Raw genomic sequence first — 14,196 nt, forward strand, 5'->3', positions numbered from 1 at the left:
CTTCGTTAAACCATTTTACTGAACCAGTAGTTGTATTAGACATAATATGTATCCTAAAAAATTAATATAAGTGTGCCTGAAAAGAGGCGATTGAGCCGGAAAAAATAGTTAACTTGAGGATATCGCGTGGGATTATTACTAAAACAACGGGGTACTAACAAATAAAACAAAACTTCTTTCAAACTAGTATTCAAAATGGGTTATTGCTAACCCATTTTAACGAAAGCAATTAGATGCTAACGATGTTTTCAGCTTGTGGACCTTTTTGACCTTGTGTAACAGTAAATTGTACACGTTGGCCTTCAGCTAGAGTTTTGAAACCGTCGCCAGAGATTGCGCTGAAATGTGCGAAAACATCAGGACCAGATTCTTGCTCGATGAAACCAAAACCTTTTGCTTCGTTGAAAAATTTAACTGTACCAGTTGTAGTTGTAGACATAATAGTATCCTAAGGATTAATAAAAGTGCGCCTTAAATTAGGCAATTTAACAGGAAGAAAACATACATTTAACTGAGGATAACGCGAAGGATTATTACTAAAACAACGTGGTACTTACAAATAAATAGGGTTTTCTGTCAACCCGATGCGAGGCAGGATAACAGTAAATTAAAGTATATACCAAGCCCTATTGTAAATTTATTTTAGAGTAAGTACTTTATTTGTTTGTTGTTTTTTTAACTAATTAGTTATGATTAAGATGATATTTTATACTTTTAAAATAAAGGTAAGCTTTGTTTAATCAATACGTTAAGCCTGTTTTTGTGCGTAGTTTTAAAGTAGGCAGAACACAGCTTTTAATTGGTTAAAACATGACCTAATTACCTACTAATTTTTTTTGAGATATACCCTAAATAATGTAATTCTTTAGCTCCAAATTACAAATCCAAGTATTAATAACGCAATCCAAAGTGTTTCAGCCACAATTAAAATAATGGGTTTCATACCTACTTCGGTTAGTTTTCCTAAATTAGTTTTCATACCTATGGCTGAAATAGCAGCAATTAAAAAGAACTGCGAAAGTTCGTTAGCGGTTTCAAGTACTATTGTAGGAACTGAAAAGCAGCTATTTATTACCATAAGTATTACAAAGCCAATTAAAAACCCAGGTACTTTAGGTAACTCTCCGTGTTTTTCTTTATTTGAGTGATTAATAACAACCATCATAATAAGCACAACGGGTAGTAGCATAGCAACACGCACAAGCTTAGTTAGGGTTGCTATATCGCCTGTCTCGGGTGATACCGAATAACCAGCACCCACTACCTGCGCTACATCGTGTATTGTGCCGCCTAAAAATACGCCTGCATTATGCGCGTCAAATTCAAGGTAATTAACCACAATAGGGTAGAGGATCATAGCTAGGGTCGACATGGCTGTTACGCCAATAACGGTTAATAGGGTATCGCGTTCTTTATGCTCGCTGTTTGGCATAATAGACGAGATAGCCAGCGCAGCAGACGCTCCACAAATAGCAACCGAGCCACCTGTTAGTGCACCAAAGCGTTTTTGTAAGCCAAATACGCGCGCTAGCACTACACCTAAAATAATAGTGGTAAATATGGCGCCCGCTAACATAAGTGCTGTTTGCCAACCCAGTGTTACTAAATCTCCCAGCGCTATGCGTGTGCCTAGCAGTACTATACCTACACGCAAAACCGTGGTGCCGGTAAAATCGATACCTTTGGCGCAAGGGCTATCGCTTTGATACAAAAATGAGACTGCCATACCCAGTAACAAAGCAAACAACATGGCTGGCGCGCCGTAATGCTCACTCAAAAATAAGGCGGCAAGGCCAGTCATTGCAGCAATGCTGGCACCTTGCCATAAAGGTGATATTTTACAGCTTAATTTACTGCTTAAGCGCTGCATTACGCTTTAGCTGCGGTAAGTGCTACTAATACTTGGCGCTTACGTTCACCTGTAAAAGGGCGACGACCATGCATAGCCATTTCGTTATCAACTAAAGCAACGTCACCGTCTTGCCATGCAAGATCAAAGGTAAATACTTTAGAAAGCTCAACAATTTTATCAAGTCCTGCTTTGGGTATTGCACTACCATCGCCAAAAGTAATGGCGATTGATGGGTTTTCGCGTACACCTTTCCAGCCCATGTAAGCGGCAATCAGTTGGTTATAAAAAACCTGTACGTTATTTTCAAGAGTTACTACCGCAGGCAGTACCGGTGTAACGGCTTTTAGTGAGCCGTCTTCAAGCCATTCCCACTCGTAACCAAGTTCGGTTAATTTATTATGTGCTTCGTCTTTGGTTTCTACACTTAGCGTACTTTTCCAGCTTCGACCTTGGCCTGATGTTGCATCGTCAGCGGCTGGCATATAGGTGGTATATTTTAGGCCTTTGTGTTCAAAATCATGGGCAAGTTTACTGTCGTATTCTTTTAATGCGCTAAATAACTTATCTGATCGGCAAAGAGGTGTTGCACCGCCTTTTTCTGCGGCCGATTTACAAAAGAAGAATAACTTACTTGGCGAAATAGGCGTTTGCGCCATTTCGTGATGTAAGTATATTTCTACATCTTTTGGCGCTTCGTTGGCTGTAAATACACGCTCGGTAAAATTAATACGTACCGCGTTAGACAGTGACTCTTTATAAGTAAAATTGTCGTAATCAAACCCTGCTGAAAAAGTATCAAAGGTTTCGGCGCTATTTACCGGGAAGCCACGAAACAGCACAGCACCTGAGCTGCGAAGCTTTGTAGCCAGTTCACTTTTATTCGCGCGAATGAAAGCTACCGCTTCTTCAACGGTGCTGGCGTTATTGTTATTAACCACAATGCACGGAAAAACCGAATCATCGAATGTTAATTGAGTTGGCACTGAGGCGTAGTTAATTTCGGTAGCTGACATTGTATGTTCCTAATCGTAAATTGGGTGAAAACGGTTAAAGGCAGCTTCACAAAAGTGCCCAGGGTCGTTAAATCGGCGATTACTGTTAAGCGCAGAAATTTGCGCCATTTCTTGCTCTGTTAATTCAAAATCAAACAGTGCGAGGTTTTCTTTCATGCGTTCAAGTTTTGAAGTTTTTGGAATAATGGCTGTGCCGCGTTGCACGCCCCAACGAAGAACTACTTGTGCTGGCGTTTTGCCATGATTGTGTGCAGCCGCTTTAACAACGCTTTGCTCAAGAACTGATTCAGTTTTATCAGCCATTTCTAGCTCAAGGTATGAAAGCGCACCCAGTGGTGAAAACGCAGTAACCGGAATATCGTACTGCTTAGCTAATCTTACTAATCGCTCTTGCGTTAAATAAGGGTGCGACTCAATTTGCAACATAGCGGGTTTGATATTTGCGTAGGTCATTAAATCGTGAAGCAGCGCGCTTGAGTAATTACATATCCCAATGCGTTTTGCTTTGTTGTTGTGTACTTGTTCTTCCATTGCTTGCCACGTTAAATATAGCGGCACTTTTGCCAGCTCCATTTGTGGATTTTGCGCGTCTGGGTTAACAAACCACTCTGGTGGATAGCGGGTTTCTATTGGCACAAATGTTTGCGCAATCGGAAAATGAATTAGGTATAAGTCTAGGTAATCTAGCTTTAAATCACTCAGTGTTTTATCAATCGCGAGGCCAACATGCTCTGGTGCATGAAAGGTATTCCACAGTTTTGATGTTACCCATAATTCTTCGCGAGTACATAAACCATCGTTTATTGCTTGGGCTATGCCATCGCCTACTTGTTCTTCGTTACCGTAGTCTGATGCGCAATCAAGATGGCGGTAACCTGCCTTAATGGCTTGGTATACCGTTTGCGCACAATCTTCTTGTGCTACTTTCCATAAACCGAACCCTACTGGAGGGATATTATTTAATGAACTCATTGGGAATTCCTGTTAAAAATGCATAATGACTTAGGTCTTGTATAAGACATAAGTTATTATACGAATCAAACAGTGTCAATACTGTGTTAACAGCAAAGTAGTAAATGGGTGGGTTAAAAAACCTACAGGCAGCAAAAAGGCAGCGTTTGCTGCCTTTAAAAAATATTTAATTATTATGCGCTAAAGTGAGTTTTTAGCACTAAACACGCTTTTAATTAATCAAGTTCAATTTGATAGTGGTAATGATCGCTACGGCATTTGCTTTGGCGGTATTCAATTAGCTTACCTTCGATTGATTCGGTAATTCGTGATACCAACAGCAGTGGGTCGCCAGCTTTAATAGCAAGCATTTTGGCATCATCAGCTGTAGCAAGTACAGCTTTAATACTGTCTTGGGTTTTGTGTACAGTTTGGTTAAATTTGGTTTGATAGTAATGGTACAATGTATGCGGAATATCACTACTTTGATGTATATCAGGAAAGTAGCTTTGCGGTAGGTATATAGTTTCGCTCATGCAAAATTCGTTATCAAGAATACGTCTACGAACAAGCTTGGTAACTTTGTCTTTTTTATTGAGTTGTAACGCTTCTATTACTTCAATTGGCGCTGCACAAAGCTCAACCGATAGCAGTTCAGCCTTTGGCAAATCAGCGCCTTTACCGTCGGCTTGTAACGGAAAAAACCTAAATAAGGCATCTTGCGCGGTATGCTCTGATACAAACGTACCAACGCCTTGGCGACGAGTCACTATTTTATTGTCGGTTAATAAATTAAGTGCTTTACGAACCGTACCTTGGCTTACGTTAAATTCTTCAGCAAGGCGAAATTCGCTTGGTAGTGCTTCGCCAGGTACCCAGCGTCTTTCAACAATGAGCTGTTTAATATAATCAGCCACTTGTAAGTAAAGCGGTTGAAAAGCCAAGCTTGGGCCACTTAATTTGTGATCAAACATAGAATTACTCATTATTATTTACCATTAAATTTAATCCACCTGTAGTTATATCATAGGTGAAACCTTTTACGCATATTTGCGCTAGCTCAATTAAACGTGAACTACCGCTGTAATGTTTTATAGGCGCAAAATATACATTATGCCTAAAAACAAATCGTTACACTACAATAGCTCACCCTTAGGAAATTAAAAGTGCTCAGTATTTCTTTTGAACTCATTTTGCTTATGGCGTTGTGCCTAAGCCTTGCCACTGTAATGCAAACTCTTAGCGGGTTTGGCTTTGGGTTGCTGGTGGTTGCAAGCTTTACGTTGCTTGATGTATTGCCACTTACGGCAACTACATTTTTAGTGAGTTTGCTAGGGTTAGTTAATTCAACAACCGTGGTCGTTAAAAACCGCAGTTCGGTAAAAGTACCCGAGCTAAAACTTATGTTATATACCGGTATACCGTTAATGCTGATAGGTTTTGTGCTACTTGAGTTTATGTCGTCGCATTTAACGCACTATTTAAACTTTATTTTAGGTGTAAGTATTCTGCTGTGCTGCGCTTTAATGCTGATTGGCCGCGATCGTGCTAATAAACAAAGCCGCCCTCGTTCGTTTTTAATAGCTGGAGGGGTGAGTGGATTACTTGGTGGGTTGTTTTCAACCTCAGGGCCGCCGCTTGTGTTTCAGTGTTATAAACAAAGTTGGTCTATTGAAGCTATTCGCAGTACGTTATTAGCGGTATTTACTATTGGCGGGTTAGTACGTGTAGGTATCGCTTTATTTGGTACTTTGCCGGGGCTCGACATTATGTTTTTAATTGCAGCGGCTATTCCCTTAGTGTTGTTAGTTACGCATTTTGCTCGTAAATTAACGCCTTACGTTGACGCTAAATGGATACGCATTATAGCTATTACGTTACTAGGACTGAGCGGCGTATCGCTGGTGGCTACATCGGCACCTGGCATTTTTTAAAAAATGCGATGTAAATAATTCATCTTGAGTTTATTTACGTTGACATGGGGATTACAATTATTTAACTTGTGTCTTATACAAGACTAATAATTGGTTAAGGAACTCCCATGAATGCATTTGAATTACGTGAGCCAGACTGGAACGCAATAGAGCCAGCATGCTTAACCGCACAGCCAAAGTTACAAGGCAATGTGCTGGTTTTGCCCACTCAGTTTGGTGATATTAGCGTAACGATAAGCCAGTTTGGTTTACGTTTAAATGCAGGCACCACGCATGACGAGCAGTTTAAAATATTAACCACAACCCCATCAGAATACCCCCTCACACTTAGCAAAAACAATAATGATTACAGCGTAAGTGGTGGCGAATACCGCCTAGAATTTTACAGCGACCCTTTTCATTTCAAACTTTATAAAAACGATGAGCTAGTGCAGCAATCAGCAACCGATGGCCACTTTGTACGCCAGCATCGTTTACCGCCACTGGCTAAAACTGATAACGGCTGGATATTAAGCTTAGAGCTTAACTACGATGAGGCCGTGTATGGTCTTGGCGAAAAATGGGGAAAGCTTGATAAACGCGGCCAACTTATTCGTTCATACAACCACGATGCGCTAGGCGTTAACGCCGAAAAGTCTTATAAAAACACACCGTATGCATGGAGCCCAGAAGGGTGGAACTTATTTGTACATACACCTGCACCGGTAACTCATGGCGTAGGTTACGCACTGTGGTCGCAACGCGCATATGTATGTTTAGTTGAAGATGACGCGCTAGATGTATTTTTATATCAAGAACAAACACCTGCTCAAAGCATTAACCGTTACTGTGAACTAACAGGTTTTACACCGGTGCCACCGCAGTGGAGCTTTGGTGTTATTTTATCAAAAGCGTATTACAAAGATGCTGACGAATTACTGAGTGTTGCCCGCGAAGTACGTGCTAAAAATATGCCGTGCGACGTAATTACTCTTGATGGCCGCGCATGGCAAGACACCGACACCCGCTTTGCATTTGAATGGGATCCAACACGCTACGCCGACCCAAAACCAGTGCTTGATGAACTAAAAGCGATGGATTTTAAAATTTGCGTATGGGAATACCCGATGATCTCGGTAAATAACCCATTATTTGCTAAAGCGGCCGAAAATGGCTGGCTTATAAAAGATAAACGCACCGGTAAAGCGTATCAATACGAGTGGGATTTAAGCCCATTTGGCGAAGTACTTACACCACTACCAGAGTCGGGTATTTTAGATTTTACTCACCCCGACGCTTACGAATACTGGCTCGAATCGCACAAGCCATTGTTTGAGCTTGGCGTAGATATGATAAAAGCAGACTTTGGCGAACAGCTAGAAGACGAAAACATGGTATCGCACAGTGGCGACAGCGGCATAAGATTACACAACGTTTACAGCATGTTGTATAACCGCTGCGTTTTTGAGGCCGCCGAAAAATACTGTAAAACAGGGCCATTTTTGTTTAGCCGTTCAGCATGGACTGGCAGCCAACGTTTTCCTGCACAGTGGGGCGGCGACCCGCAAGCCGATTGGCAGGGTTTAGCGGCAAGCATTCGTGGCAGTTTAGCGTGGGGTATGTCGGGTGGGCCACTTTTTGCAACCGACATTGGTGGTTTTTACAAAGACACCCGCGACGCAGAGCTTTACGTGCGCTGGGCACAAGCTTCAGTATTTAGCGCACATATGCGCTTACACGGTATTGGTCCTCGCGAACCGTGGTCTTACACCGAGCAAGCAAGTGATGCGGTATTTGCAGCTCTTAAATTACGCTACCAGTTAATTCCGTACTTACAAACATGTGCAGAGCAAGCGCAGCAAACAGGCTTGCCGGTTCAGCGTGCCATGGCATTGGCATTTCCTGATGATGTACTGGCGCATAGTTTTGATCAGCAATTTATGTGCGGTGAAAAATTACTGGTTGTGCCGTGTGTAGTACCAAACGGTAAAATTAAGTTTTATTTACCACAAGGCAACTGGATTCGCTTTCCTGATAAACAATCTTACGAAGGGAGTAAGTACTACGAGCACACACTCGCACTTGAAGAGATGGCAGTATTTGTACGCGAAGGCGACAGCCTAATGCTTGGCCCAGAGGTTCAACACACAGAGCAAGACATGAGCCAATTAACAGCATGGCCTAAATAAAACTCGGCTTAATAAAACACACACAACACACACAATAATAAAGATATTAGCTTACTTTTTACCGAGTAAAGTAAGCTAAAAGGGGCGCAAGATGGAAGGTATGAACATTACCATGACACTGCTATCGTGCTTGGCGTTTATGGCGCTGGTGGGATATATCTCGTACCAAAAAACCAAAGGGGAAGTTAACACCCAAGATGGCTACTTTTTAGCGGGTCGTGGGTTAACGGGTACGTTTATAGCAGGGTCGATGATCCTCACAAATTTATCAGCAGAGCAACTAATTGGCCTTAATGGCTCAGCCTATGGTTACAACCTAAGCTCAATGGCTTGGGAAGTAACCGCGGGAGTATCAACCATCATTATGGCGTTGATCTTTTTGCCTCGTTATTTAGCGGGGGCGTTTTCTACCTTGCCTGAATTTTTACGAGATCGTTTTGATGATACCGTACGCCGCATGACGGTGATCTTATTTATGGTAGGGTATTGTTTTATAACGATCCCTTCTGTTTTGTACTCAGGATCAATTGCCGTACTTAGACTTTTTGATGTACCCACCTTATTAAATATGAGCTACCAATCAAGCCTAATTGTGACCATTATTACAGTGGGCTCAGTTGGGGCTATTTATGCTGTATTTGGTGGTTTAAAGGCGGTTGCGGTCTCAGATACCATTAATGGTGTTGGGTTACTTATCATTGGTATTTTAGTACCAACACTGGGCTTAATTGCATTGGGTGATGGTAGTTTTTCAGAAGGGTTAAGCACCCTAGTAAACACCGACACAGAAAAGCTCAATGCTATTGGTAGTAGCGATGATCCCGTGCCATTTGGCACTATTTTTACAGGGATGATCTTAGCTAATTTGTTTTATTGGGGCACTAATCAGTATGTGATCCAGCGTACATTGGGCGCTAAAAACTTAGTTGAAGGTCAAAAAGGGGTGTTGTTTTCAGGGTACTTTAAAGTGCTAGTACCGTTTATGATGATGATCCCTGGCGTTATTGCTTACCATCTTTATAAACACGAAAGCCTGCCAACTATCGATTTAGCTTACCCACATTTGGTAAAAGAAGTGCTTCCACAGTATTTATCTGGTTTCTTTTTGGCCGTATTGCTAGGTGCTGTATTTAGCTCATTTAATTCATTGCTCAACAGCGCGGCGACCTTATTTTGCTTAGATGTTTATAAGCCAATGAAAAAAAATAAGGTAACAGACAGCCAACTTATAAAAGTAGCCAAAATTACCAGTATTGTTATTGCCATATTGTCGTTTATAACTGCGCCATTATTGATGTTTGCGCCTGAAGGTTTATGGCACATTATTCGTGTGTTTACAGGCTTTTACAATATTCCGGTCATCACAATTGTATTGGTAGGTTTGTTTACTCGAAAAGTGCCTGCACTAGGCGCTAAAGTCGCGATTATATTCCATATTATTGCCTACACCTTGCTTAAATTTGTGTGGGATGTAGACATTAACTTTATTCATATTTACGCCATTTTGTTCTTAATTGAATTGGCGATAATGCTGGGTATTGGTTACTACAAACCACTTAAAACACCATGGCAATTTACACGCAAAGCTGAGGTAGACCTTAACCCTTGGAAATACGCATTACCTTGCGCAATTGTATTAGTAAGCTTGATTGTTAGCTTATATATATTATTTTCGCCACTCGGATTGGTTGGTGGAACCAGTGTGTACTTTGTACCAAGTTTAGCTGCTGTATGGTCTACAGCCTTAGTGCTTAGCTGGTGGAGTGTACGTCGTTGGCAGGTTAGTTACGAAAATAGCTTAGCGCGTATTGGTGCTAAAAATGCCGCATAACCTGCGGCTATATTCTGTATACCAAACTTAAATCACATTTAATTCACATAATGTTTGCATTAGTAAGATAGTTTGTTTAAATTTAAAGCTCTTATATAAGATACAAGAGCTTTAAGGGAAGTACCACACACTGACACCGCTTTATTAGCAACACACACAATTGCTAGCGCGGTACCACACAGCACACACGCACAATATGGAGAATGACATGAGAGCTAAAAAGTCCGTCTTAAGCTTGGCAGTCACGTTAGCAATGACAACCGGTTTAGCGCTTAGCGCGCAGGTACATGCGCAGCAAGAGCAAACCGAACAAGAACAACAAAAAACAGAAACAGCTAAAAACGATACGTTTGAAAAAATAGTCGTTACTTCACAAAAAAGAACGCAAAGTTTAAACGAAGTACCTGTTGCGGTATCGGTACTTAATAGCGATCAAATTAATTCAGCTTTTGCTAATAACATGGAAGGCTTACAGTCACTTGTTCCTTCGGTTAGCTTTAGAAAAGGTACCACAACCCGTAACTCAGCACTAACAGTGCGCGGTATTGGTACTATTTCATTTAGTATTGCTGCCGAGCCAAGTGTAGCAACTGTTGTTGATGGCGTGGTGCTTGGCCGCTCGGGTCAAGCATTTGCCGATTTATACGACGTAGACCGCATTGAAGTATTACGCGGGCCACAAGGTACATTGTTTGGTAAAAACGCCTCAGCAGGTGTGGTAAACATAACAACAAAAGATCCCTCGTACGACACAACAGGCAGCGTAGAAACCTCGTTTTATCAAGATAACGAATACCGTTTTAAGGGCGTTATAAGCGGCGGTTTAACCGATGACCTAGCGGCAAGCCTAACGGTATTTAAAGGTAAATTTGACGGTTACATTGATAACGTTTACAACAACGAAAAAGTAAACGGTTACGACCGTGAAGGTGCACGTGCTGTATTTAAATACGAGCCAGAGGATGACTTAAGCGTAAAATTTATTGCTGAATTTTATAACGCTGACGATGATTGTTGTGCCGACTTAGAAGCACTACCAAGTGGCCGTAATCCAGATTCAAAATCAGTACCAAACAGTAACGGTATAGTTGATGGCGTAGCCGATATTGATTTAGACCAACGCAGCGTTGATCACGATTACGAGTCGCGCACAATTGACGAACATAGCGCGTTTTCGGTACAGGTTGATAAAACAATTGGTGACTATACGTATACTTCAATTACAGCGCAGCGTTCGTGGGATAACACAGAGTACCGTGAAGGCGACTTTACCTCTATTGCTGGCGACAGCAGCGAGCCGGTATTTGACGCGCCGTTTCAATTACACGATTTAGGTGCACAGCAATGGGATCAGTTTTCGCAAGAATTTAGAGTTACGTCAAACCTAGCTGGGCCATTTAACTATGTTGCTGGCTTATTTTATTGGAACATGGATTCACAACGTAACTTTACTCGTGATGCTAGTTGTCAAAATAATGGTGGCCAGCTTGATAGCGCAATGGCTTTTTACGCGCAAAATAACTTATCGGGCGCTGAGCTTGATACAGCGCTTGCTGATTTAGAAGGTTACACACAAGGCCTAGGTGTTAGCTGTAACGCAAACGATATTGTATCGGCCACTGCTTTTATGAGCACCGAATTTAATAACTGGGCCGCTTTTGCCGATGGTACTTACGATTTATCTGAAGATTTACGCGTATTATTTGGTATTCGTTACACCGACGATGAAGTGTCTTACACGCATCGCCGTGTAAGTAATGATGTGTATGGCCGCACCGGTGTAGGCGTGCGCCCAGCAACACTTAATACAGATGATGAAGGCAAAGCCGAAGAAACCAACGTATCGGGTCGTTTAGGTATGCAATACGATTTAGGCGATGGTCAAATGGTATACGGTACTTACTCGCAAGGTTACAAAGGCCCTGGTTTTAATATTTATTATAACTTTAACCCAGACACCGACAGCCGCGAAATAGCACCTGAAGAGTCTGACGCTTATGAAATAGGCTACAAATACGCAAGCCGCGAATTTGTATTTAACATGGCGCTTTTCAGAACCGAAATTGAAGGCTTTCAAGCTAACAACTTTGACTGTTCAGACGGCACTTGTATTACGCGCTTAACCAATGCGGGTGATGTAAGTACGCAAGGTGTTGAAGTTGACTTTATGTGGGCTGCAACAGAGTCGCTAACGCTTACCGGTGGTGTTGCTTATATTAAAGCTGAAATTGACGAGTTTAATTGTCCGGCAGAGGTAGCCGCAGGTTCATGTACTGACCGCTCAGGTTTAGATGTACCATTTTCGCCAGATTTAAAATACTCACTAACGGCTGACTACTTTATTGAAACCGACCATGGCTTTAACGTACATATAAATGGCTCTTACATTTACACCGACGAACAATACTCAGACCTACCAGACAACGTAGGCGAATTTAACCCAGCCGCTTTGTTACCAGATTACGGTATTTTAAATGCAAGTGTGGGTTTATCGTTTAAAGATGACGCGTTTAGAGTGTCGCTTATTGCTAAAAACTTAACCGACGAAAGCTACGTAACTACCTACAGTGGCGATAACTTCCGTTACCAAATCCCACGTGATGCAGAGCGCTACTTTGGGGTATCGTTTAAAGCACGTTTTTAATATTTAAATAATTCTCTTAATAATTTCCCTACAAGCGCAACGTTTTGCACGTTGCGTTTTTTTTGTGACTTATCTTTGTAATAGTTTAGTCATTTTACTTTCATTAAAATTACCTTTATCAGTCACATCTGTTTTCTATAGTGCAGCGGTTGATCTTTTTTGTGTTTACACATTTCAAAAAAATAACCACTAAACAATGGGAATTACGGATGAAAATTAAAAAAGTCGCTGCGGCAATCGCGCTAACGTTTACGTTTAGCGCAGTGAGCCATGCTGATGTACTACCGCAAAGCCAAACAGACAGCAGCTGGTATAGCGCTGCGCAAACTAAACTAACAACAAAAACAGCACAAGCGCAGGCTACACAAGCCACTAAAGCTAAAAACGTTATTTTATTTGTGGGCGATGGTATGGGTATATCTACTCTTACTGCCGCACGCATTTTGCAAGGGCAGCGTAATAACCAATCTGGCGAAGAAGGTTATTTAAGCTTTGAAGAGTTCCCATACTCTGCACAAGTTAAAACGTATAACGTAGATGCTCAAACGCCCGATTCAGCAGGCACGATGACGGCTATTATTTCGGGTGTAAAAACCGATGTGGGCGTTATTGGTGTAGATGAAGATATTGAACGCGGCGTGTGTTCAACAGTAGCAGGTAATGAGCTAATTACCGCGACCGAATTAGCTGAAATTAAAGGGCTATCTACCGGTATTATTTCTACAGCACGTATTACTCATGCAACTCCTGCTGCAACGTATGCTAAATCGGCTGACCGTAACTGGGAAGACGTATCAGATATGCCAGAAGATGCCGTAACGGGTGGCTGTGAAGACATTGCATCGCAACTGGTTAACTTTGAAAAAAACCTAGAAGCACGATTTGTAGGGACCGACGTAGACGGTCTTGATTTTGTAATGGGTGGCGGTCGTCGTCACTTTTTACCAAAAGACGAAACAGCTAACTCAACAGACGCAGTAAGCGCTATAGAAGGCGACCGTACTGACGAGCGCAACTTAGTAACTGAGTGGCAAACACAATACCCAGATGCTACGTACGTGATGGATCAAACAGGCTTTGATTCAATTGCAGATGACGCTACTAAAGTATTTGGTTTATTTAACGAATCCCACATGCAATACGAAGCTGACCGCGCAAACGATGTAGCGGGCGAGCCTTCGCTTACCGATATGACTACTAAAGCAATTGAAGTGCTTGGTAAAAACGATAACGGATTTTTCTTAACGGTTGAGTCGGGTCGAATTGACCACGCGCACCATGCGGGTAATGCATACAACGCGCTTAACGACACCATTGAGTTTGCTAAAGCCGTGCAAGCAGCGGTAGATAACACCAATCCAGAAGAAACCCTTATTTTAGTAACCGCCGATCACAGCCATGTATTTACTATTGCAGGCTACCCTAAGCGTGGTAATCCAATTTTGGGTCAAGTAGTTGCAGTAGGCGAAACTACACCAAGCCTAGCTGCCGACGATATGCCGTACACCACAGTAGGTTACGCAAATGGTTTAGGTTTTAGAAACTTGGGCAGTGAGACTGATGCGGATGCAAGTTACACAAGTGCTGCTGTTGCAGGGCGTGTTGAGCTAAATGGCGTTGATACAACGACCCCAGGTTTTCACCAAGAAGCAACTGTACCAATGGGCTCAGAAACACACGCGGGTGAAGATATTTCACTGCATGCAAAAGGTCCAGGTGCTCAGCTAGCACAAGGCGTAATTGAACAAAACGTAGTGTTTCATCTAATTAATCAAGCTCTTGAACTAACTCAGCAATAATGGC

The 14,196-nt window shown here is 42.0% G+C and carries 10 protein-coding genes; 5 read left to right on the forward strand and 5 right to left on the reverse strand.

Annotated features, from left to right (window positions below):
* Nucleotides 1-229: 229 nt before the first annotated feature.
* From H5160_RS13945 to H5160_RS13965, 5 genes are all read right to left on the reverse strand, one after another.
* Nucleotides 230-439: a cold-shock protein gene (locus H5160_RS13945; protein WP_024595869.1), complete on the reverse strand. Its 210-nt coding sequence runs from the start codon at nt 437-439 to the stop codon at nt 230-232.
* Between the two features lie 426 nt (nt 440-865).
* The gene (locus H5160_RS13950; RefSeq protein WP_182737782.1) at nt 866-1,870 is read right to left on the reverse strand and encodes a YeiH family protein; all 1,005 of its coding nucleotides are present in this window, start codon (nt 1,868-1,870) and stop codon (nt 866-868) included.
* Nucleotides 1,870-2,865 carry a TauD/TfdA family dioxygenase gene (locus H5160_RS13955; protein WP_182737783.1) on the reverse strand — a complete coding sequence of 332 codons (996 nt, stop codon included), beginning with the start codon at nt 2,863-2,865 and terminating at the stop codon, nt 1,870-1,872. The genes H5160_RS13950 and H5160_RS13955 overlap by 1 nt, the downstream gene beginning before the upstream one ends.
* Nucleotides 2,866-2,874: 9 nt before the next feature.
* Nucleotides 2,875-3,837: an aldo/keto reductase gene (locus H5160_RS13960; protein ID WP_182737784.1), complete on the reverse strand. Its 963-nt coding sequence runs from the start codon at nt 3,835-3,837 to the stop codon at nt 2,875-2,877.
* Between the two features lie 215 nt (nt 3,838-4,052).
* The gene (locus H5160_RS13965) at nt 4,053-4,802 is read right to left on the reverse strand and encodes a GntR family transcriptional regulator (RefSeq protein WP_076925525.1); all 750 of its coding nucleotides are present in this window, start codon (nt 4,800-4,802) and stop codon (nt 4,053-4,055) included.
* 180 nt (nt 4,803-4,982) lie between these two features.
* Between H5160_RS13965 and H5160_RS13970 the strand changes: the two genes are divergently transcribed.
* From H5160_RS13970 to H5160_RS13990, 5 genes are all read left to right on the forward strand, one after another.
* Entirely contained in the window at nt 4,983-5,750 is a 768-nt protein-coding gene (locus H5160_RS13970) for a sulfite exporter TauE/SafE family protein (RefSeq protein WP_024595864.1), read from the forward strand.
* Nucleotides 5,751-5,857: 107 nt separating this feature from the next.
* The gene (locus H5160_RS13975; RefSeq protein ID WP_182737785.1) at nt 5,858-7,918 is read left to right on the forward strand and encodes an alpha-xylosidase; all 2,061 of its coding nucleotides are present in this window, start codon (nt 5,858-5,860) and stop codon (nt 7,916-7,918) included.
* A 91-nt stretch (nt 7,919-8,009) separates the two neighbouring features.
* On the forward strand, nt 8,010-9,749 hold the full coding sequence (locus H5160_RS13980; protein ID WP_182696070.1) for a solute:sodium symporter family transporter: 1,740 nt from the start codon (nt 8,010-8,012) through the stop codon (nt 9,747-9,749).
* Between the two features lie 208 nt (nt 9,750-9,957).
* Nucleotides 9,958-12,393, forward strand: a complete 2,436-nt coding sequence (locus H5160_RS13985; RefSeq protein WP_182712503.1) for a TonB-dependent receptor — start codon at nt 9,958-9,960, stop codon at nt 12,391-12,393.
* Between the two features lie 209 nt (nt 12,394-12,602).
* Nucleotides 12,603-14,192 carry an alkaline phosphatase gene (locus H5160_RS13990; protein WP_024595529.1) on the forward strand — a complete coding sequence of 530 codons (1,590 nt, stop codon included), beginning with the start codon at nt 12,603-12,605 and terminating at the stop codon, nt 14,190-14,192.
* The last annotated feature ends 4 nt before the right edge of the window (nt 14,193-14,196 follow it).

The organism is Pseudoalteromonas sp. SG43-4, from assembly GCF_014164325.1.
Lineage (GTDB): Bacteria > Pseudomonadota > Gammaproteobacteria > Enterobacterales > Alteromonadaceae > Pseudoalteromonas > Pseudoalteromonas distincta.

Excerpts from the sequence above, each read along its gene's own strand:
- H5160_RS13955 (WP_182737783.1), bottom strand. The coding sequence starts at position 2,865 with ATGTCAGCTACCGAAATTAACTACGCCTCAGTGCCAACTCAATTAACA.
- H5160_RS13975 (WP_182737785.1), top strand. The coding sequence starts at position 5,858 with ATGAATGCATTTGAATTACGTGAGCCAGACTGGAACGCAATAGAGCCA.
- H5160_RS13990 (WP_024595529.1), top strand. The coding sequence starts at position 12,603 with ATGAAAATTAAAAAAGTCGCTGCGGCAATCGCGCTAACGTTTACGTTT.
- H5160_RS13980 (WP_182696070.1), top strand. The coding sequence starts at position 8,010 with ATGGAAGGTATGAACATTACCATGACACTGCTATCGTGCTTGGCGTTT.
- H5160_RS13985 (WP_182712503.1), top strand. The coding sequence starts at position 9,958 with ATGAGAGCTAAAAAGTCCGTCTTAAGCTTGGCAGTCACGTTAGCAATG.
- H5160_RS13960 (WP_182737784.1), bottom strand. The coding sequence starts at position 3,837 with ATGAGTTCATTAAATAATATCCCTCCAGTAGGGTTCGGTTTATGGAAA.
- H5160_RS13950 (WP_182737782.1), bottom strand. The coding sequence starts at position 1,870 with ATGCAGCGCTTAAGCAGTAAATTAAGCTGTAAAATATCACCTTTATGG.
- H5160_RS13965 (WP_076925525.1), bottom strand. The coding sequence starts at position 4,802 with ATGAGTAATTCTATGTTTGATCACAAATTAAGTGGCCCAAGCTTGGCT.
- H5160_RS13945 (WP_024595869.1), bottom strand. The coding sequence starts at position 439 with ATGTCTACAACTACAACTGGTACAGTTAAATTTTTCAACGAAGCAAAA.